The organism is Streptomyces cyanogenus, from assembly GCF_017526105.1.
Classification (GTDB): domain Bacteria; phylum Actinomycetota; class Actinomycetes; order Streptomycetales; family Streptomycetaceae; genus Streptomyces; species Streptomyces cyanogenus.
Genome location: NZ_CP071839.1, coordinates 7,953,479 through 7,972,066, shown reverse-complemented (window position 1 = coordinate 7,972,066; position 18,588 = coordinate 7,953,479). Strand labels below are relative to the sequence as shown.

21 protein-coding genes and 1 pseudogene are annotated in these 18,588 nt (G+C 73.9%); 9 read left to right on the top strand and 13 right to left on the bottom strand.

All coding sequences use genetic code 11. The features are described 5' to 3' along the window. Positions 1 to 64: 64 nt before the first annotated feature. Together S1361_RS35360 and S1361_RS35355 are read right to left on the bottom strand one after the other, a co-directional pair. Positions 65 to 457: pseudogene (locus tag S1361_RS35360) on the bottom strand (VOC family protein). A 52-nt stretch (positions 458 to 509) separates the two neighbouring features. Next, entirely contained in the window at positions 510 to 974 is a 465-nt protein-coding gene (locus S1361_RS35355; protein ID WP_208035906.1) for a pyridoxamine 5'-phosphate oxidase family protein, read from the bottom strand. 238 nt (positions 975 to 1,212) lie between these two features. Between S1361_RS35355 and S1361_RS35350 the strand changes: the two genes are divergently transcribed. Then, positions 1,213 to 2,838, top strand: a complete 1,626-nt coding sequence (locus S1361_RS35350) for an amidohydrolase (RefSeq protein WP_208035905.1) — start codon at positions 1,213 to 1,215, stop codon at positions 2,836 to 2,838. A gap of 100 nt (positions 2,839 to 2,938) precedes the next feature. Here the strand turns inward: S1361_RS35350 and S1361_RS35345 are convergent, their stop codons facing one another. Then, positions 2,939 to 3,784, bottom strand: coding sequence for a hypothetical protein (locus S1361_RS35345; RefSeq protein ID WP_208035904.1), 846 nt, complete (start codon positions 3,782 to 3,784; stop codon positions 2,939 to 2,941). Positions 3,785 to 3,855: 71 nt separating this feature from the next. Then, complete coding sequence (locus S1361_RS35340; protein WP_208035903.1) at positions 3,856 to 4,821, bottom strand: GlxA family transcriptional regulator; 966 nt, start codon at positions 4,819 to 4,821, stop codon at positions 3,856 to 3,858. 70 nt (positions 4,822 to 4,891) lie between these two features. On the opposite strand from S1361_RS35340, the gene S1361_RS35335 reads away from it, so the two are divergent. The 3 genes from S1361_RS35335 to S1361_RS35325 all read left to right on the top strand — a co-directional run bounded on the left by S1361_RS35335 (position 4,892) and on the right by S1361_RS35325 (position 7,137). Then, positions 4,892 to 5,842 (top strand): NADP-dependent oxidoreductase, encoded by a 951-nt coding sequence (locus S1361_RS35335; protein WP_208035902.1) that lies wholly within the window; start codon positions 4,892 to 4,894, stop codon positions 5,840 to 5,842. 180 nt (positions 5,843 to 6,022) lie between these two features. Next, positions 6,023 to 6,364, top strand: a complete 342-nt coding sequence (locus S1361_RS35330; RefSeq protein ID WP_208036912.1) for an anti-sigma factor antagonist — start codon at positions 6,023 to 6,025, stop codon at positions 6,362 to 6,364. 122 nt (positions 6,365 to 6,486) lie between these two features. Beyond that, complete coding sequence (locus tag S1361_RS35325) at positions 6,487 to 7,137, top strand: DUF4230 domain-containing protein (protein WP_208035901.1); 651 nt, start codon at positions 6,487 to 6,489, stop codon at positions 7,135 to 7,137. On the opposite strand, the gene S1361_RS35320 is transcribed toward S1361_RS35325, so the two are convergent. From S1361_RS35320 to S1361_RS35295, 6 genes are all read right to left on the bottom strand, one after another. Further along, positions 7,138 to 8,901: a complex I subunit 5 family protein gene (locus tag S1361_RS35320; RefSeq protein ID WP_208035900.1), complete on the bottom strand. Its 1,764-nt coding sequence runs from the start codon at positions 8,899 to 8,901 to the stop codon at positions 7,138 to 7,140. Beyond that, positions 8,901 to 9,248, bottom strand: coding sequence for a sodium:proton antiporter (locus S1361_RS35315; protein ID WP_208036911.1), 348 nt, complete (start codon positions 9,246 to 9,248; stop codon positions 8,901 to 8,903). Before S1361_RS35315 ends, S1361_RS35320 begins: the two co-directional genes overlap by 1 nt. A gap of 8 nt (positions 9,249 to 9,256) precedes the next feature. Next, a complete protein-coding gene (locus S1361_RS35310; protein ID WP_208035899.1) occupies positions 9,257 to 9,994 on the bottom strand; it encodes an MnhB domain-containing protein in 738 nt (245 codons plus the stop codon). Then, positions 9,991 to 10,251 (bottom strand): Na(+)/H(+) antiporter subunit B, encoded by a 261-nt coding sequence (locus tag S1361_RS35305; protein WP_208035898.1) that lies wholly within the window; start codon positions 10,249 to 10,251, stop codon positions 9,991 to 9,993. The genes S1361_RS35310 and S1361_RS35305 overlap by 4 nt, the downstream gene beginning before the upstream one ends. Positions 10,252 to 10,314: 63 nt before the next feature. Continuing rightward, a complete protein-coding gene (locus S1361_RS35300) occupies positions 10,315 to 10,764 on the bottom strand; it encodes an MrpF/PhaF family protein (RefSeq protein WP_208035897.1) in 450 nt (149 codons plus the stop codon). Beyond that, complete coding sequence (locus tag S1361_RS35295) at positions 10,761 to 10,955, bottom strand: hypothetical protein (protein ID WP_208035896.1); 195 nt, start codon at positions 10,953 to 10,955, stop codon at positions 10,761 to 10,763. Before S1361_RS35295 ends, S1361_RS35300 begins: the two co-directional genes overlap by 4 nt. Before the next feature lie 230 nt (positions 10,956 to 11,185). On the opposite strand from S1361_RS35295, the gene S1361_RS35290 reads away from it, so the two are divergent. Both S1361_RS35290 and S1361_RS35285 read left to right on the top strand, forming a co-directional pair. Continuing rightward, positions 11,186 to 11,755 (top strand): VanZ family protein, encoded by a 570-nt coding sequence (locus S1361_RS35290; protein ID WP_208035895.1) that lies wholly within the window; start codon positions 11,186 to 11,188, stop codon positions 11,753 to 11,755. A 98-nt stretch (positions 11,756 to 11,853) separates the two neighbouring features. Further along, on the top strand, positions 11,854 to 13,086 hold the full coding sequence (locus tag S1361_RS35285) for a glycoside hydrolase family 16 protein (protein WP_208035894.1): 1,233 nt from the start codon (positions 11,854 to 11,856) through the stop codon (positions 13,084 to 13,086). A gap of 18 nt (positions 13,087 to 13,104) precedes the next feature. On the opposite strand, the gene S1361_RS35280 is transcribed toward S1361_RS35285, so the two are convergent. Genes S1361_RS35280 through S1361_RS35270 form a run of 3 tightly spaced genes read right to left on the bottom strand, consistent with a single transcriptional unit; the run spans position 13,105 to position 15,255 of the window. After that, positions 13,105 to 13,350, bottom strand: a complete 246-nt coding sequence (locus tag S1361_RS35280) for a hypothetical protein (protein ID WP_208035893.1) — start codon at positions 13,348 to 13,350, stop codon at positions 13,105 to 13,107. A 35-nt stretch (positions 13,351 to 13,385) separates the two neighbouring features. After that, positions 13,386 to 14,411: a DNA topoisomerase IB gene (locus S1361_RS35275; RefSeq protein WP_208035892.1), complete on the bottom strand. Its 1,026-nt coding sequence runs from the start codon at positions 14,409 to 14,411 to the stop codon at positions 13,386 to 13,388. Between the two features lie 40 nt (positions 14,412 to 14,451). Beyond that, on the bottom strand, positions 14,452 to 15,255 hold the full coding sequence (locus S1361_RS35270) for an SDR family oxidoreductase (RefSeq protein WP_208035891.1): 804 nt from the start codon (positions 15,253 to 15,255) through the stop codon (positions 14,452 to 14,454). A gap of 173 nt (positions 15,256 to 15,428) precedes the next feature. Here S1361_RS35270 and S1361_RS35265 point away from each other — a divergent pair, with 173 nt between their 5' ends. From S1361_RS35265 to S1361_RS35255, 3 genes are all read left to right on the top strand, one after another. After that, a complete protein-coding gene (locus tag S1361_RS35265; protein ID WP_208035890.1) occupies positions 15,429 to 16,496 on the top strand; it encodes a PHP domain-containing protein in 1,068 nt (355 codons plus the stop codon). 16 nt (positions 16,497 to 16,512) lie between these two features. Next, a complete protein-coding gene (locus S1361_RS35260) occupies positions 16,513 to 17,169 on the top strand; it encodes an HAD family hydrolase (RefSeq protein WP_208035889.1) in 657 nt (218 codons plus the stop codon). Between the two features lie 366 nt (positions 17,170 to 17,535). After that, positions 17,536 to 18,567, top strand: a complete 1,032-nt coding sequence (locus S1361_RS35255; protein WP_208035888.1) for an SDR family oxidoreductase — start codon at positions 17,536 to 17,538, stop codon at positions 18,565 to 18,567. Positions 18,568 to 18,588 lie beyond the last annotated feature (21 nt).

The window sequence follows — 18,588 nt, the reverse complement described above, 5'->3', positions numbered from 1 at the left end:
GTGCCGCCGAGCCGGCTCGGCGGCACCGCGCCCCCGTTCGCGCCGTACGCCTCCGCGTCCGGCGTCAGCCCTGTTTGGGGGCCGTCGGGGGTACGAGGCGGAGGGTGAAGGAGTGGCCGGCGGGGTCGGCCTAGCCGCGCTCCTCGTAGGGGCCCGCCACGTCCCTGGTTTCGATGGGGCGGCCGCCGAGGTCGACGATCCGGCGTTCGGCCTCGTCCAGGTCCTCGACGAGGAAGTCGAGGTGGGCCTGGAGCGAGTTCTCGGGGCGCGGCCAGCTGGGCGGGGTCGCGTTGACGTCGCGCCGGAAGGCCAGCCGGACGCCGTCGGCGCCCCGGACCTCCACCAGGTTGGCGGATGCCGCCGTCCGCTCGCCGTCCAGCAACTCGCGGTAGAACTCGGCGAGTTTCTCCGGTTCCGCGCAGTCCAGTACGACCACGCCCGCTTTGACCAGTGCCATGGATCCTCCCGGGATGCGTCCTCTTCCCTGCGGATATCCCGGGCCCCCGGATTCAGTCGGCGGGCAGCCACTCGCCGTCGCGCATCAACTCCCGCCCGCGCAGCTCGTTCGCCTCGCGCCAGGCCTGGACCCGCTGCGGGAGGACCCTGAAGTACAGGTACCGGGTGGCCAGTTGGCGCGGGTCGAAGCCGGTCTTCCCGGCGAAGATCTCGGCGTCCTCCTCGGGCAGGTCCTCGGGCGTCACCGCCTGCGCGATGCCCTCGACCAGGACGACGTCCCGCGTGGGGCCGATGCCGAGACGGGCCCGGCCGGTGGCCACGAGATTGCGGCCGGTGGGGCTCTCGGCCGGCGTGGCGAACAGCAGCGAGGTGCCGTCCCACACGTACGACAGCGGCACGAGATACGGGGCGGCGCCGTCGGGACCGGCGGTGGCCACCCACGCGTCTACGTCGCTCTCCAGCCGGTGGAGGGTGTCCTTCTTGCGCTGCTCGGCACTGCGGGCGGGGGGCGGGGTCATGACGTACGGCCTCCTCTGGATGATCGTGACGATCAGTGTGACCGCGGATCCCCGGTCCGCGCACGGAGTTGCCCGGGGCGTGTCCGGGGCGGCGGTGCGCGACAGCGGGCGGCCGGCCGTCGGCGGCCCGCCGTACCTCCGACCTCCCGCCGGGGATGCTCTTCGCGGCCCGGACCGGGACGATGTGCATCCGGGAAGACCGCTCTCCCGCTCCGACCGACCCACCTGGAAAGGCACCATGCACGCTGACCTGCTCTTCATCGGCGGCCCCGTCCTCACCCCCGAGGGCCGTACCGCCACCGCCGTGGCCGTCACCGGCGACCGGATCACCGCCGTCGGGCACGCGGAGGTACGCGCGCTCGCCGGGCCCGGCACGGAGGTGGTGGACCTGGCGGGGCGGCTGTTGCTGCCCGGGTTCCAGGACGCGCACGTCCATCCGGTGCCGGCCGGGCTCGAACTGTCCCGGTGCGATCTGACGGGGGCGACGACGGCCGAGGAGACCGTGGCCGCCGTGCGCGCCTACGCGGACGCCCACCCGGAGCGGGAGTGGATCCTGGGCGGCGGCTGGTCGATGGAGGCGTTCGCCGGCGGTACGCCGACGAAGGAGCTGCTGGACGCGGTCGTCCCGGACCGGCCGGTGTACCTGCCCAACCGCGACCACCACGGCGCCTGGGTGAACAGCCGGGCGCTGGAGCTGGCCGGTGTCGGCCGGGACACGCCGGACCCGGCCGACGGGCGGATCGAGCGGCACGCCTCCGGGGAGCCCGGCGGAACCCTCCAGGAGGGTGCGATGCAGCTGGTCGGCCGGCTGACCCCGCCCGCCACCCCCGCCGACCGGCTGGCCGCGCTGCTGCACGCCCAGCGGCATCTGCACGCGCTCGGCATCACGGCCTGGCAGGACGCGCTCGTCGGCGACTTCCTCGGCATGGACGACCCGGCCCAGGCGTATCTCGCCGCCGCGCAGGACGGTTCGCTGACCGCCCGGGTCGTGGGGGCGCTGTGGTGGGACCGGGAGCGGGGTGCCGAGCAGATCCCCGAACTCATCGAGAAGCGTGCCGCGTCGAGCCGGGGACGGTTCCGGGCGGGCACGGTGAAGCTGATGCTGGACGGCGTCGCCGAGAACGGGACGGCCGCGCTGCTCGACCCGTATCTGGACCGGTGCGGATGCCCGACCGCCAACCTCGGCAAGAGCTTCATCGACCCGGAGCGACTTCCGGACTTCGTCACCGAGCTGGACGCGCTCGGCTTCCAGTGCCACTTCCACGCCCTGGGCGACCGGGCCGTACGCGATGCGCTGGACGCGGTGGAGGCGGCCCGCGCCACGAACGGGCCGAACGACACCCGGCCGCATCTCGCGCATCTCCAGGTCGTGCACCCGGACGACGTGCCGCGCTTCGCCCGGCTCGGCGCCACCGCGAACATCCAGCCGCTGTGGGCCGCGCACGAGCCGCAGATGGACGAGCTGACGATCCCGTTCCTCGGACCCGAACGGGCCGCCCTGCAGTATCCGTTCGGGGCGCTGCTGCGCTCCGGGGCGCGGCTCGCGGCGGGCAGCGACTGGCCGGTGAGCAGCCCCGATCCGCTCCAGGGCATCCATGTCGCGGTCAACCGGGTCGAGCCGGGCGGCACTGGGCCGGTGTTCCTGCCGGGCGAACGGCTCGGCCTCGCCGACGCGTTGACGGCGTACACGGCCGGCTCGGCGTACGTGAACCACCTCGACGACACCGGCCGGGTGGCCGTCGGTGCGCTGGCCGACCTGGTGGTGCTGGACCGCGATCCGTTCGCCGGGCCGCCGGAGGCGATCGCGGAGACGGCCGTGGCGCTCACCTATGTCGGGGGCGAGTGCGTGTACGCCGCGGGGTGAGGACGTGCCGGGGGGCGCGGGCCGTCTCCGGTCCGCGGGTGCGGTGACCGGTCGCGCTGGTGCCCGCGCCCTTCGGGGTCCTCTCCCCCGCCCGCGCCGGTCAGTCGCAGCCGACGCCCTCCTTGACCAGCGGCCACGCCTCCACCCCGCGGTCGGTGCGGACGTACGCCGTGGCCCTGTCCGCCGTCAGCCACAGGCGCCGGCCGCGGTGGTGGTACCCGGTGTCACGGGCGTCGGCGGGCATGCGGACGTCCTTGCGGTACGGCGCGCGGAGCAGACCGTCGCGGGTCAGCACGCCGTCGGGGTCGCGGGCGTACGTCCGCTCGTCCAGGGCGAGGAAGTGGGCGGACTGCCAGTCGCAGTGCTCCGGCCCCGGCGCGCTGTGCAGCCGGGCCACCGGGACCCTGCGGCCGGCGCGGTCCGTCCAGATCTCCCAGCCCGTGGTGGCCGTGAAGCTCTCGGGGAGTTCGGCCGGATCGCAGGAGGCGTCGGTCTCGGGACCCCAGCCGGGGCGGTCCTTCTGGTCCTTGGCCACCACGACCGCCACCTTCGTACGGCCGCCCACGTCGTAGGAGTACAGCACCCGGTCCGGCTCCGCGCGCTCGACGCGGTAGCCGTGGTCGGGCAACTCCGGCCGGGCGATGTCGAAGTAGAGGGCCAGCCCCTCCTCCGGGGTGGCGCCGCCGTCGGACCTGCTCCACCCGTCGGGTCCGGAACCGTCGAAGATCTCCCCGTCGCACTCCAGCGCCCGGCCGGCCGCCCCGGAGGCCAGGCGCAGCGCCCGGGGACCGTGCCCGTCGAGTTCCTTGGCGGGGACGCGCAGCGGACCGCTGTAGGGGCTGGCCGGCGGGGAGCCCTTCACCACCAGATCCGGGCGGGGGCCGTCGTCGCACCCCGCCACCGCCACCGCCGTCAGTAGGGCCACCACCGTGAGCACTCTCCGCATCCCCGCCCCTGTTCTCCTGTGCGCCTGATCGCGTCCGTGCGGTCCTTCGACGCCGGTGCGGGCCGGAACGTTCAGCGGGTCTGCTGGAAGGTCCTCCGGTAGGTCTGCGGGGACACCCCGATGGCCGCGTGCAGGTGCTGGCGCAGTGAGGCGCCGGTGGCGAAGCCGACCTCGGCGGCGATCCGGTCCACCGGCAGGTCGCTGGCCTCCAGCAGGTGCCGGGCGCGGGCCACCCGCTGCTGGATGAGCCAGCGGCCGGGGCTGAGGCCGACCTCCTCGCCGAAGCGGCGGGCGAAGGTGCGCAGGCTCATCCGGGCGTGCCCGGCGAGGTCCGCCAGGGTGAGCGGCTCGTCCAGGCGCTCCAGTGCCCAGGCGCGGGTGGCGGCCGTGCTGGCGGCACCGCTCTCGGGGACCGGCTGCTCGATGTACTGGGCCTGGCCGCCGTCCCGGAACGGGGGCACGACACAGCGGCGGGCGACGAAGTTGGCCAGTTCGCTGCCGTGGTCGGTGCGGACGATGTGCAGGCAGATGTCGACGCCGGAGGCCGCGCCGGCCGAGGTGAGGATGCGGCCGTCGGCGACGAACAGGACGTCCGGGTCGAGGTCCACCTGCGGGTACCGGGTGCGGAACCGGTCCGCCACCTGCCAGTGCGTGGTGGCCCGGCGTCCGTCGAGCAGCCCGGCCGCGGCGAGGACGAAGGCCGCCGTGCAGATGGATACGATCCGGGCGTCCGGGCGGATCCGGGCGAGCGCGGCGGCCAGCTCCGGGGGCAGCTCGGCCGGGATGTGCGCGGGCGGCACGGCGGCGACGATCACCGTGTCGGCCGTGTCCAGGATCTCGGGGCCGTGGGCGACACCGACGGTGAAGTCGGCGTTGGTGCGCACCGGCCGGCCGTCGACCGAGCAGGTGAGCACCTCGTAGTGGCCGTCGGCCGCGCCGAAGATGCGGCTGGGGATGCCCAGCTCGAAGGGGTAGACGCCGTCGAGGGCCAGGACGACGACCCGTTCCGGGCGGGGGCGCAGCTCCAGATCAGACATGGCACGATTCTATCGAAGGTTGGCAATCGTGCCATTTCCCGGGCCGGTGGGCTCCGGCAGGCTGGGGACCATGAGCGATGTGAACACGATGCGAGCCATCAGCCAGGACGTCCTCGGCGGTCCCGAGGTGCTGAGGGAAGTACAGGTCGAGCGGCCGCGGCCGCGCCCGAACGAGGTGCTGGTCCGGGTGCGGGCCGCCGGGGTGAACCCCACCGACTGGAAGCACCGGGCCAACGGCGGGTTCCTGGGCGAGCCCCCGTTCGTCCTCGGCTGGGACGTCTCCGGGGAGGTCGCGGAGACCGGGATCGGGGTGGCCGCGTTCCGGCCCGGCGACGAGGTCTTCGGGATGGTGCCGTACCCCTTCGGCCACGGCTCGCACGCCGAGTACGTCACCGTCCCGGCGCGGGCCCTGATGCACAAGCCGGCCTCCCTCGACCATGTGCAGGCGGGTGCGCTGCCGCTGGTGTCCCTGACCGCGTGGCAGGCGCTGACCGAGCACGCCGACGTCCAGGCGGGGCAGCGGGTGCTGATCCACGCGGCGGCCGGCGGGGTGGGCCATGTGGCGGTGCAGATCGCCAAGGCGCGCGGGGCGTACGTGATCGGTACGGCGAGCGCCGGCAAGCACGACTTCCTACGGGAGATCGGCGTGGACGAGCCGGTCGACTACCGGGCCACGGACGTCACGGAGGCGGTGCGTGACGTCGACGTGGTCCTGGACACGCTCGGCGGCGAGACCTCCGTGCGGTCCCTGCGGGTGCTGCGGCCGGGCGGTGTGGTGGTGTCGATCCTGCCGGTGGGCTCCGAGGACTTCCACCAGGAGGCCGAGCGGCTGGGCGTGCGGGCGGTGCGCATGCTGGTCGACGCCGACCGGGCGGGGATGCGGGCGATCGCGGAACTGGCCGGGTCCGGGCGGCTGAAGGCGGCGATCGCCGGGACGTTCCCGCTGGCCGAGGCCGCGAAGGCGCACGCGCTCGGCGAAACCGGCCGGACCACCGGCAAGCTGGTGCTGCTGGCCGACTGAGCGACCCGCACCGCCTCCGCACCCGCGACACACGTCAAACCCGAAGACATATGTCAATCGAACATGCTCAAATTCCTTCCATCGAGGGTAACTTGACGATCGGGAAGCGACGTCGGGGCGCGGGTGGGAGGTGGTGCCGAGGTGCGACACGAACCCGTACCTCTCACCCGGCAACTGGGCATGTACGAGGATCGCGGGCACACGGTGCTGGAGTTGCGGGGCGAGATCGACATCGCCTCGGCGTCGGAGATCGGCCCGTTCCTCGACCGCATCACCGAACGGCCCGAGGTGCGGCTGGTCATCGACCTGCGGCCGGTGGAGTTCTTCGACGGCTCGGGGCTGCGGCTGCTGTACCGGGCGCGCGTCCGGGTGCTGGAGCGCGGCGGGCAACTGCACGTGGTGTGCACGCACCCGCTGACCCTGCGGGTGTTCCGGGTCACCGGCCTGGCCCGGCTGCTGCCCCCGCACCCGAGCCTGGACGAGGCCCTGGCCCGCTCGGAGGCCGCGTCCGGCTCCCTGTGAGCGGGGCCGTCGGCGCGGCCTTCCGTCCCGGCCGTCTGTGTCAAGGACACGACGAGGTCCACGCGCCTGTTGTGCATCGGGATGTGGCGGGCATCCGGTCGGCAGGAAGGAGGACCGTCGCGATGACGACTTCCGTGAGGCGCCTGCCGGGCTGGGCCAAGGCCGTGGCGGCGCTCGTGCTGGTGCTCGCCGTACTGTTCGCCGGGATCCGGCTGGCCGTACTGCCGGGCATCAAGGATCTGTTCGGCACCGACACCCATGACCGCTCCGGACCCACCCTGCTCAGGTCGATCCAGGACATGAGCCGTTACCAAGCGGCCTCGGGCAACTTCCAGGTCGTCGTGGACCTGGAGAAGGACGCCAGGTTCCTGCCCGACGCCCTGCGCGGCACCCGCACCCTGTACGTCGGCGCGGGCACCGTGGACGCCTACGTCGACCTCGGTGGGGTCGGCGAGCGGGACGTGCGGGTCGACGAGGACCGTACGACCGCCACGATCCGGCTGCCGCACGCGCGGCTCGGCAGGCCGGCCCTGGACCCCGACCACTCCTACGCCGTGTCCAAGCAGCGCGGTCTGCTGGACCGGCTCGGCGACCTGTTCTCGGACAACCCCAACAGCGAGCAGGCCGTGCAGAAGCTCGCCGTCCGGCACATCGCCGACGCGGCGAAGCGCAGCGGGCTGACCGCCCGGGCCGAGGGCAACACCACCGGCATGCTCCAGGGCCTGCTGCGCTCGCTCGGCTTCAAGGAGGTGCACATCACGTACGGGACCTGATCAGCCGCCCAGCACCCCCGGCAGGGCCAGCGCCCCCAGGACGGTCGCGCCCACCAGCAGCCAGGCCACGTAGTCGCCGACGTGCCCGGACTGCAGGCGCCTGAGGGGCGCGGCCCAGTCGGGGGCGGCCACCCAGCGGGGCCGGGTGACGGCGAGCCCGGCCAGCGCCACGGCCAGCACGGTGGAGGCCACGCCCAGCAGGACGCCGTGCGCGGTCCAGTGCACCGAGGTATGGGCGCCGCCCGAGCCGGCCTCGTTGACGGAGCGGGCCACCAGGGCGCCGAAGCCGGGGACCACCCCGACGGCGAAGGCGGCGGCGAGCAGCACGGCGGGCACGATCGTCATGGTGTCCGGGACCCGGCGCAGCAGGCCGGACGTCTCCGGTTCCTCGTCGGAGCCGCTGGTCTCGTACTCCGCGTCCTCCGGGCGCGGGCCGAGGCCCAGGAAGACACGGCCGGTGACGCGCAGGACCGCGCCCGCGGTGATCGCGGAGGCGACCACGAAGACCACGGTGAGCGGTCCGCCGACCGCCTCCTCGGCGATCGACTTCCCCAGCGCCGTGCCGAACGGCGGCAGGCCGGCCAGGCCCAGGGCGCCGACGGCGAACATCACCCCGGTGGCGCGCAGTTGCCGGGCCCGGCCGTGCAGCGCGTGCTCGTCGACACTGCCGAACCGGTCCAGGAGGACGCCCGCGCAGGCGAACAGCGCGGCCTTCACCCCGGCGTGCCCGAGGAGGTACAGGGCCACGCCGTCGTCGCCCTCGGGGGTGAGGACGCCGAGCCCGACGAGGAACAGGCCGGTGTGGGCGACGGTGGAGTAGGCGAGGAGGCGTTTGATGTGCCGCTGGTACCAGCACATGACGGCGCCGGTCGCGGCCGTGAGGGCGCCGAGGGTCACCAGGGCCCGGGTCAGGTCGGCGGCGGGGATGCCGCCGGGTCCGGCGAAGACGGTGCCGTACACCCGCCACACGCCGTAGGCGCCGAGTTCGACCATGACGCCGGACAGCAGCATGCAGACCGGGGTGGGGGCGACGGCGTGCGCGTCCGGGAGCCAGAAGTGGAAGGGCACCGCCGCCGCCTTGACCAGCAGCCCGGTCAGCACCAGCACGAAGGAGGCGAGGACCAGCGCGTCCGGGCCGCCCTGCCCGGCGGCGTCGAGCCCGCGGCCGATCTTCGCCATCGCCAGCTCGCCGGTGCGGGCGTACAGCAGGGCGATGCCCATCAGCATGGCGTACGCGCCGAGGGAGTTGACGACCCCGAAGGTCAGGGCGCCCTGGACGGCCTTCGCCTCGTCGATGCGGTAGCCGGTCAGGGCGTACGCCACCACGCTCATCAGCTCGAAGAACACGAACGCGTTGAACAGGTCGCCGGCTACGGCGAATCCGCACATCGCGCCCTGGAAGACCAGCATCAGCGCGGTGAAGGAGCCGGTGCGGTCCCGTGGCGGCTCGTCGAAGTAGCGCCAGGAGTAGGCGAGGGCGGCGAGGGTCAGCAGGGAGGCCAGTGCGGCCATGCCGAGCGCCGGACCGTCCCCGAGGACGAGGATGCCGACGCTCTCGCCGTCGACGGGCAGCCAGCCGCCGACCCACTCGACCATCGGCGGCGCCGAGTTCAGCAGCAGCACGAGCGCGAGGGCGGCCGTACCGCCGGAGACGGCGAACCCCACGATCTCGGCCGCCATGCGGGGCAGATGGCGGCCCGTGGCCACCAGCAGGGCGGCGCCGAGCAGCGGGACGGCGACCAGGAGCGGGATCAGGTGGTGCATCAGCCGCGCAGCTCCCGCAGTTCGTCGGGATCGATCGTGCCGTGCCGTTTGGCGATCTGCAGGACGAGGGCGAGCAGCAGCGCGGTGACGGTGGCGCCGACGACGATGTCGGTGAGGGTGAGCGCCTGCACCACCGGGTCCACCACCGGCCGGGAGCCGGGCTTGATGTCGGAGAAGACGGGCGCGGTGGCGCCGTCGCGGTAGCCGACCGCCAGCAGCAGGACGTAGGTGGCGGACTGGCAGACCGCGAGACAGCCGACGGCGTGGATCAGGTTCCGGCTGGTGGCGAGGCCGTAGCAGCCCGTCAGGAAGACGTAGGCGGCCACCAGGTACGGCAGGACGTGCATCGCGGTGTTCACCTCCCGGGCTCTTCCTCGATCTCGACGGCCTGGTCGAGGAAGTGGGCGAGCAGGACGACGACCGCACTGGCCACCTCCATGCCGACGGCCGCGTTCAGCAGCGGCACGGTGCCGCCGGAGGACAGCGTGTTGAAGGTGCCGTACGGCAGCAGGGTGTTGGCCAGGAACGCGGTGCCGGCCAGGACGCCGGCGGTGCCCAGTACGAGGTAGGCGCAGACCGCGAGGGAGTCGGTGGTCTCGAAGACGCCGAGCGGGCGGACGCGTTCCAGTGCGCCGTAGTCGGCGCCGAGGTAGAGCAGGTGCAGGGCGGTCGCGGCGACGACCCCGCCCTGGAAGCCGCCGCCGGGGCTGAGCTGGCCGTGGGCGATCACGTACAGGCCGGTGACCAGGGCGACGGGCAGGGCGAGCAGGGCGTAGCGGCGGACCGGGCGGACCACCTCGGCGGGTTCCGGCCGTGCCCGGTACTCGTCGCCGGCCTGGCGCAGCAGCACCACGCAACCGAGGACGGCGGCGAACAGGATGCTCATCTCGCCGAGGGTGTCGTAGGCGCGCTGGTCGAAGTTGACGGAGGCGATGGTGTTCGCGGTGTGCCGGGCGAGGGAGGCGTGGACGGCGCGGTCGCCGTACGGGTGCCGGCGTCCGCCGAAGCCGGGCAGGCCGAAGCAGGCGGCGACGAGCAGGGCGGCGAGCCCGGCGCCGCCGACGGCCAGCAGGTACAGCCGCAGCCGCCTCACTTCGGCTCCTCCTTCCTCCGGCCCCGGCGTCTGACCTTGCGCACGGACAGCATGATCAGCAGCGGGGTGAGGGCGGAGCCGACGGCCAGCTGGGACAGGCCGACGTCCGGGGCCTGGAGCACGGTGAACAGCGCGGCCAGCGCCATGCCGAGGAAGGACAGCACCAGCGCCTGGCGGGCGGGGTCACGCTGGGCCACGGCCGCGGTGGCGGAGGCGGCCACGAGCAGCAGGACGACGACGATCACCGCGTCGGACACACGCCACCTGCCCTCGCCCCACGAGCCGGCGCACGCCCCGCGACCGCGCGCCCCGGCATCCCGTCAGCCACCGCGCACCCCCCGGAAACCGCCCGCCAGGGCGCGTGAGGCGATGATGTTGCCGCTGATCAGCAGGGTGCCGATCAGCAGCAGCTTCACCATGGACCGGCCCGGTGTGCCGGCCGCGCACAGGGCGACGACGACGGCCGCGGCCAGTCCCGCGGCGACCCAGGTCAGCCCCCAGGCGCTCGGGCGCCGGGCCGGCTCGTCGGACAGCAGACGGGCGAAGACGAGCGTGCCGACCGGGCCGAGCAGGGCGAGCAGCAGGGCGAGGTCGACGTAGGACGGGCGGCCGTAACCCTGGGCGAGGAGCAGCAGGGCCGGGCAGACGACGGAGGTGGTCAGGTTCTGGGCGATCAACCGGCGGGCCGGCGGGCCGGTGGACACGCCCCAGAGGGTGGCCGCGCCTCCCCCGCCCAGTTCGACGGTCGCCGCGAGGATCCAGCCGTTCACCGCCAGGTCACCGCCCGCCGGCCGGTCCGGGCCAGCAGCGCACCGACGGCGGCGCAGCTCGCGCCGACGATCCGTTCGAGCGTGTCGACGGTCGTGATGAGCACCAGCCACAGCAGCGCCAGCGCCGCCCACCAGGCGAGGAGTTCACCGGCGGCGAGGAGGAACGCGCGGGGGGCCGTACCGCGGGTCATACAGCGCCTCCTCGGTCCGCTGTGCTCGGGTGTGCGGCGGTGGATCCGGAGTGCCGCTGGGGGCATCCAAGCACCGCCGGACCCGGGCGGGAGCGGCGGCGCGCGGGTCCGCATCCGGAGTGCCCCGGAGGCGTGAACGGAAACCAGCGGGGGTGCCGGGCGGGGGCATCCCGGGCCGCGGTGCGGGTAACCGACGTGCGGAACCAGGACGTTGACGACTGGAGGACCGTATGGACCGAACCGTCCCGCGACTGCCGGGGTTTCTGCGCGCCGTCCGCAGGCGCCGCCCGGCGGAGGAGGTCCGGCCCTCGGAGCCCTCGCGCCCCCCGCGGCACGCGCTGCCGCTCCCCCTCCGGCTCCTCGCCGTCCTGGTGGCGTTCGCGTTGATGGTGGCGTTCGCCGTCGTCCTGGCCCGGATCACGCTCCAGCCGTCGCCCGCCTCGGTGCCGCTGACGCACAGCAACCTGCACCCGGGCCGCTCGCTCAGGGCCTATCTGGAGCAGGCGTCGCTGCGGGACGCGCTCCGGCAGCTCGGCGGGAACGTGCTGCTGGGCGTGCCGTTCGGGGTGCTGGTGCCGATCCTCGCGCCACGCGCCCGGGGAGCGGCGCGGGTGACGGCACTGACGGCCCTGGTGATGCTGATGGTGGAGCTGGTCCAGGGCGCGCTGGTCACCGGGCGGGCCTTCGACATCGACGACGTGATCCTCAACACGGCCGGGGCGCTGCTGGGTTGGCTGCTGCTGGGGCGGCGGCTCGGGCGGGGCGTGCACCGTCGGGTGGCCGGGCCGTCGGCCGGGTGATGGTCAGGGGCAGGTCTGCACCAGGGACTTGACGCTCCCTTATCTCACTTCTTAAATCAAGAGGCACACCGCTCCCGCCCCCCACCGAACGGAGAGCCATGGCCTCCTCGCGCCTGCTCCGCAGATGTCTCCTCGCCGCCCTCTCCGCCGCGCTCGTCGGCTCCGCCGCCGTCGGCCCGGCGCAGGCCCGGACCGCCGCCCCGGCGGCCGCGGCCGTCACCACCTTCTCCGACACCTTCGACGGGCCCGCGGGCGCCGCGGTCGACTCCTCGAAGTGGACCCTGGAGACCGGCGACAACGTCAACAACCACGAGCGGCAGTACTACACCTCGGGCACGAAGAACGCGGCCCTGGACGGCCAGGGCCATCTGGTGATCACGGCCCGCAAGGAGAACCCGGCCGGCTACCAGTGCTGGTACGGCAGTTGCCAGTACACCTCGGCCCGGCTGAACACGGCCGGGAAGTTCAACGCCCAGTACGGCCATGTCGAGGCCCGGATGAAGATCCCGCGCGGGCAGGGCATGTGGCCCGCGTTCTGGATGCTCGGCACGCCGGTCAACTGGCCGGACTCGGGTGAGATCGACGTGATGGAGAACGTCGGCTTCGAGCCCTCCACCGTGCACGGCACCATCCACGGCCCCGGCTACTCCGGCTCGGGCGGCATAGGCGCCCCGTACTCGCTGCCGAACGGGCAGGCCTTCGCGGACGCCTTCCACACCTTCGCCGTCGACTGGGCGCCCGACTCGATCACCTGGTCGGTGGACGGGAACGTCTACCAGCGCCGCACGCCCGCCGACCTGGGCGGGAAGACCTGGGTGTTCAACAAGCCGTTCTTCCTGATCCTGAACCTCGCGGTCGGCGGCTACTGGCCCGGCGACCCGGACGGCTCGACGCAGTTCCCGCAAGCGCTGGTGGTGGACTCGGTGTCGGTGACGACGAGCGACAGCGCGGCCGGCGTGCCGATCCGGGGCCTCGCGGGCAAGTGCGTGGACATCGCCGGGGCGAACGCCGCGAACGGAACCCCGGTCCAGCTCTACGACTGCAACGGCACGGGCGCGCAGGCGTGGACCGTCGGCTCGGACGGCACGCTCCGGGCGCTCGGCAAGTGCCTGGACGTCAGCGGCGGCGGCACCGCCGACGGCACGCCCGTCCAGCTGTGGGACTGCAACGGCAGCGCCGCGCAGAAGTGGGCCCTCCCGGCGGCCCGCGACATCGTCAACCCGCAGGCGAACAAGTGCCTGGACGTGACCGGGAGCAACGCGGCCAACGGGACCCGGCTGCAGATCTGGACCTGCACGGGCGGCGCCAACCAGAAGTGGACGGTCGGCTGAGCCCGACGCGCCGGCCGGTCAGCGCACTCTCCAGGTGTACTTGTCACCGCCCACCCAGCGAACCGCGTCCGGGTCGTCCAGGTCGTGGATGGGGATGCCGTAGGAGGCGGCCGTCTCCAGCACGTCCGTGATGGTCCTCGCCTCGCCGACCACCTGACCGTCGATCTCCATGATCCGGAAGGGCGGCTCGCCGTGCCGGCCCGGGCACACCCCGTGGACCAGGACCCGCGGATGGGAGATGTGGGGAGCTGCTTGTTCGGTCATGCAATCGAGGGTAGAACGCAACCCGCGCCGACGGGTCATCCAGCGGCTCCGTCCAGAAGATCCAGTACGGCAGCCTCGACGGCCCCCTGGGTGGCCGGACGCCCGAACTCCCCGTGTTCGCCCAGCCGGGTGAGCGCGGGGGCCACGGTCACACCCTGCTCGAACAGCTCGAACACCTTCGGGTCGATGTACGACGACCGCCACACCGCGGGCGTGTTGCCCAGGTAGTGGCTGACCTCGCGGACGGCCCGGGTGATCTGCCGGCGCCGGGCGGCATCGGTCGCCCGGGCGTCGCGCGCGGCCACGGAGACCGCCACGGCGGCCAGCACGGTGGCGTGCCAGGTGCGGAAGTCCTTGGCGGTGACATCGGTGCCGGACAGCCGGCGCAGGGCCTCGTTGAGGTCGTCGCCGTGCAGGTCGTGCCAGGCGCGGCGGTCCCAGTAGACGAGGAAGCGGTCGCCACCGCGCGGGCGGCGCACCAGGGCCCGGGCGACCTCGTGGACCTGCTCGTCGACGAGGGCGCGGACCATCGCGGTGCCGCCCTTGGCCGGGTAGCTGAAGGTGATCTCGCCGCGGCCGCAGTCGACGTGCTCACGGAGCATGGTCGTCAGGCCGTAGGTCTCGCTGGTGCGGGTGTGCCGGTCGCTGCCGATCCGGAAGAAGCCCAGGTCGAGCAGGCGGACCGCGCAGGCGGTGACCCGGTCCCGGCTCAGCCCGCGTCCGGCCAGGTCGAGCGCCACCCTGGCGCGCAGCTCCGGCAGGGTCCGCGCGACCTGCCGTACGTGCTCGTGCTTGGCCTTGTCCTGCTCGGCGCGGAACTGCTCGTGGTACAGGTACTGGCGGCGCCCGGCGTCGTCGGTGCCGACGGCCTGGAGGTGGCCGTTGGGCCACGGGCAGATCCACACGTCGCGCCAGGCGGGCGGGACGGTCAGGGCCCGGATGCGGGCGAGCTGCTCGGGGTCGGTGAGGGGCTCGCCGGTGGCGTCGGCATAGCGGAAACCCCGGCCGCAGCGGATACGTGTGTAGCCGGGGCCGTCGCACGAGCTGGTGCGCAGCCTCACCCTCGACCTCCTCCGCCCTCCTCGGCCTCTCAGCGGCGGCTCACGGCCGGCGCCAGTCGTCGCTGGTCAGATGGGAGCCGGCCTGCGGGCCCATGCGCAGCATGCCGCCGTCGACACTCCAGGAGGCGCCGGTGACGTAGGAGGCGTCCGGGCCGGCGAGGAAGGCGATCACCGCGGCGACCTCGCGGGCGTCACCGGGCCGGCCGAGCGGCACGCCGGGGCGCCGCTCGGTGTGGACGTCGGTGTCCTCCTGGCCGGTCATCGGGGTGGCGATCTCGCCCGGCGCGACCGCGTTCACGGTGATGCCGTGCTCGGCCAGCTCCAGGGCCATCACCTGGGTGAGCAGGCCGAGGCCGCCCTTGGCCGCGCAGTACGGGGCCGCGCCGACCCGGGGCTGGTGCTCGTGCACGGAGGTGACGTTGACGATCCGGCCGCCGTCGCCCTGCCGGATCATGCGCCGCGCGGCCCGCTGACCGAGCAGGAACGGGCCGACGAGGTCGACGTCCAGGACCCGGCGCACATCGGTCAGGGTCAGGTCCAGGAAGGGGGTCATGGTGCCCGTACCGGCGTTGTTGACGAGTACGTCGATCCGGCCCAGCTCGTCACAGAGCCGGTCCACGGTGTCGGCGGCCTCGGGCAGCCGGGTGAGGTCCAGCTGGGCGACGGCCGCGCGGCGGCCGTGCGCGCGGACCTCCCGCGCCGTCTCCTCGGCGCCCTTCTCGTCCGCGTGCCAAGTGATGCCGATGTCCAGGCCGGCCTCGGCTAGGCGTACGGCGGTGGCCCGGCCGATGCCGGAGTCCGCGCCGGTGATCAGCGCCGTTCGCTGCACGGCTGGTGCGGGCATGGCTCGCCTCCTCACGGTGGGTGTCCGGACGAGTCACCGCAGTACCCGGGGGCGGTGGGGGCAAACGGGTTTCGCCGTGAGGGGTCACCGACCGTCGCGGGCCGCGGCTCGTGGCCGGTCACCCGCGCGGTTCCCCGCGCCCCTCCGGGGCGGCTGGTGCACCCTTGGTTCCCATGGACCCCGTCGCTGCCCTCGACCGGATCGCCTTCCTGCTGGAGCGGGCGCTCGCGCCCACGTATCGGGTACGGGCCTTTCGCACCGCCTCCCGGACGCTGGCCGCGCTCCCCGAGGGCGAGGTGGCGGCGCGGGCCGCGGACGGAACGCTGGAGTCGCTCAAGGGGGTCGGGCCGAAGACCGCGCAGGTGGTGCGGGAGGCGCTGGCCGGTGAGGTGCCCGGTTATCTGCGCAGGCTGGAGGAGGAGGCCGGGACGCCGGCCGGCGCCGAGGGGCCCGGTGCCGGGCTGCGGGCGCTGATCCGCGGCGACTGCCACACGCACTCGGACTGGTCCGACGGGGGCAGCCCGATCGAGGAGATGGGGCGGGCGGCGGCCGAGCTGGGGCACGAGTGGACCGCGCTCACCGACCACTCTCCGCGACTGACCGTGGCCCGCGGGCTGTCGCCCGAGCGGCTGCGCGAGCAGCTCGCGGTGGTGGCCGGGCTGAACGCCCGCTGGGCACCGTTCCGGCTGCTCACCGGCATCGAGTGCGACATCCTCGACGACGGCTCGCTGGACCAGGAGGAGGAGCTGCTGGAGCAGCTGGACGTGGTCGTGGTGTCGGTGCACTCCAAGCTGCGGATGGACGCACGGTCCATGACCCGCCGGATGGTGGCCGCCGTACGCAGCCCGCACGCCGACGTCCTGGGGCACTGCACGGGACGCCTGGTCACGGGCCGGGGGCGGCCCGAGTCCCGGTTCGACGCGGACGAGGTCTTCGCCGCGTGCGCCGAGTCCGGCACCGCCGTGGAGATCAACAGCCGCCCGGAACGGCTGGACCCGCCCCGGCGGCTGCTGCGCCGGGCGGTCGAGGCGGGGGTGCTGTTCTCGGTCGACACCGACGCACACGCGCCCGGCCAGCTGGACTGGCAGATCCTCGGCTGCGCCCGGGCCGAGGAGTGCGGGGTGCCGCCCGAACGGGTGGTGACCACCTGGTCGGCCGAGGAGCTGCTGGACTGGACCCGTGAGGGCCGGGTGCCGGCACGCGTGGCCGGGTCCGGGCGTGGTACCCGGTCCGGAAGCTGAGAGAAGGGATCCCCGGATGGACCGTGCCGCCGTGTTCGACGTCGACGGAACGCTCGTCGACACCAATGCCCTGCATGTCGTCACCTGGTGGGAGGCGTTCCGGCAGGCCGGTCACGACGTGTCCATGCACGACGTGCACCGGGCCGTCGGTCTGGGCTCCACGGATCTGATCGCCCATCTGCTGGGCGACGACCGGGACCCCGACGAGGACGCCGGGCTGAGCGCGGCGCACACGGCGCTGTACGGCCAGTTCTTCGAGCGGCTCCCGGCCCTGCCGGGGGCCGGGGACCTGCTGCGGCGGCTGCACGCCGACGGCTGGACGGTGGTCCTCGCCACCTCGGCGAGCGGTGCCGAGCTGGGCGCGCTGCGCCGGGCGATCGACGCGGACGACGCCATCACCGGCATGGCGAGCGCCGACGACGTCGAGCGGGGCAAGCCGGCCCCGGAGCCCGTGGAACACGCGCTGGAGCTGGCCGGGGTGCCGGCCTCGCGGGCGGTGTTCGTCGGGGACACCGTGTGGGACATGCGGGCGGGCAGCAAGGCCGGGGTGCGCTGTGTCGGGCTGCTGTGCGGTGGGATCCCCCGGGCCGACCTGGAGGAGGCGGGCGCGCAGGCGGTGTACGCCGACCCCGCCGACCTGCTGGCGCGCCTGGCCGGGAGCCCGCTGGGCTGAGCGGTGCCCGGTGGTGACACAGGTCACGAACACGGACGGAACACCCAGGGGTGGTTGCCCGTTGAACGAGCTGTGGGTGCGGATGGGACAGTGTCCCCGGGCCTCACCTTTTGCCCACAGGGACGATCGTTCGGCTGAAGCCCTGTGGAGCCTTTCGCCGAGAGGCGACCGCCATCCGCGCCCACACTCCGACCGCCCCGGCCGTGATTCCCCCGTCACGACCGGGGCTTTCCCTTGCCGCCGTCACTACCGGGGCTTCCCTTGCCGCTGTTGCCGCTGTCGCGGCGGCGCCGCGTGTGCGGGTCCGCCGCCCGGGTACCCGGCCGCTCGTCGCAGCCTCCGCCGTGCCGACGAGAGGAGCCGAAGGTGAGCAGCTCAGCGGGCAGCAGGGTCGTCGTGACAGGCGCCACCGGCAATGTCGGGACGAGTGTGGTGCGTCTGCTCTCGGAGGATCCGGGCATCAAGTCGGTACGGGGACTGGCCCGGCGCACGCCCGACTGGTCGCCGCCGAAGACCGAGTGGTCCGCCGTCGACCTGGGCTCGGACGAGGCCAACGTCGCCGAGCGGTTCGAGGGCGCCGACGCCGTGATCCATCTGGCCTGGGCGTTCCAGCCGACGCACGATCCCGTCACCACCTGGCGGACCAACGTGCTCGGCTCCATCCGGGTGTTCGAGGCGGTCGCCGCCGCCCGGGTGCCGGTACTGGTGCACGCCTCCTCCGTCGGGGCGTACTCGCCGGGGCCGAAGGACCGCCCGGTGGACGAGTCCTGGCCCACGCACGGCTGGCCGGACGCCGCGTACTGCCGGGAGAAGGCCTACCTGGAGCGCACGCTGGACGTCTTCGAGCGCGACCACCCCGAGGTGCGGGTGGTCCGGATGCGCCCGGCGTTCCTGTTCAAGTGGGAGTCGGCGAGCGAGCAGCGGCGCATCTTCGGCGGGAAGTTCCTGCCCGGTCCGCTGGCCCGGCCGGAACTGCTGCCGTTCCTGCCGGACATCCCGGGCCTGCGGGTGCAGGCGCTGCACACGGACGACGCCGCCGAGGCCTACCGGCTGGCGGTGCGCTCGGACAGCGCCCGGGGCGCCTTCAACCTGGCGGCCGATCCCCCGCTGGACGCCGGTGTCCTCGCCGAGTTGCTCGGGTCCCGGCCGGTGCGGCTGCCGCGTACGGCGGCCCGGTCGGCGATCGCCGCCGCCTGGGGGCTGCGCCTGCTGCCCGCGTCCCCGCACCTGTTCGACGCCGTGCTGCGGCTGCCGCTGATGGACTGCGCCCGGGCGCGCGCGGAGCTGGAGTGGGAGCCCCGGCACACCGCGACCGAGGTGTTCCAGGAGTTCCTGGACGGCCTGCAGCAGGGCGGCGGGATGGGGACCGAGCCGATGCGGGGGCGGAAGGTCGGCTGACCGGATGCGCCCGAGCCTACG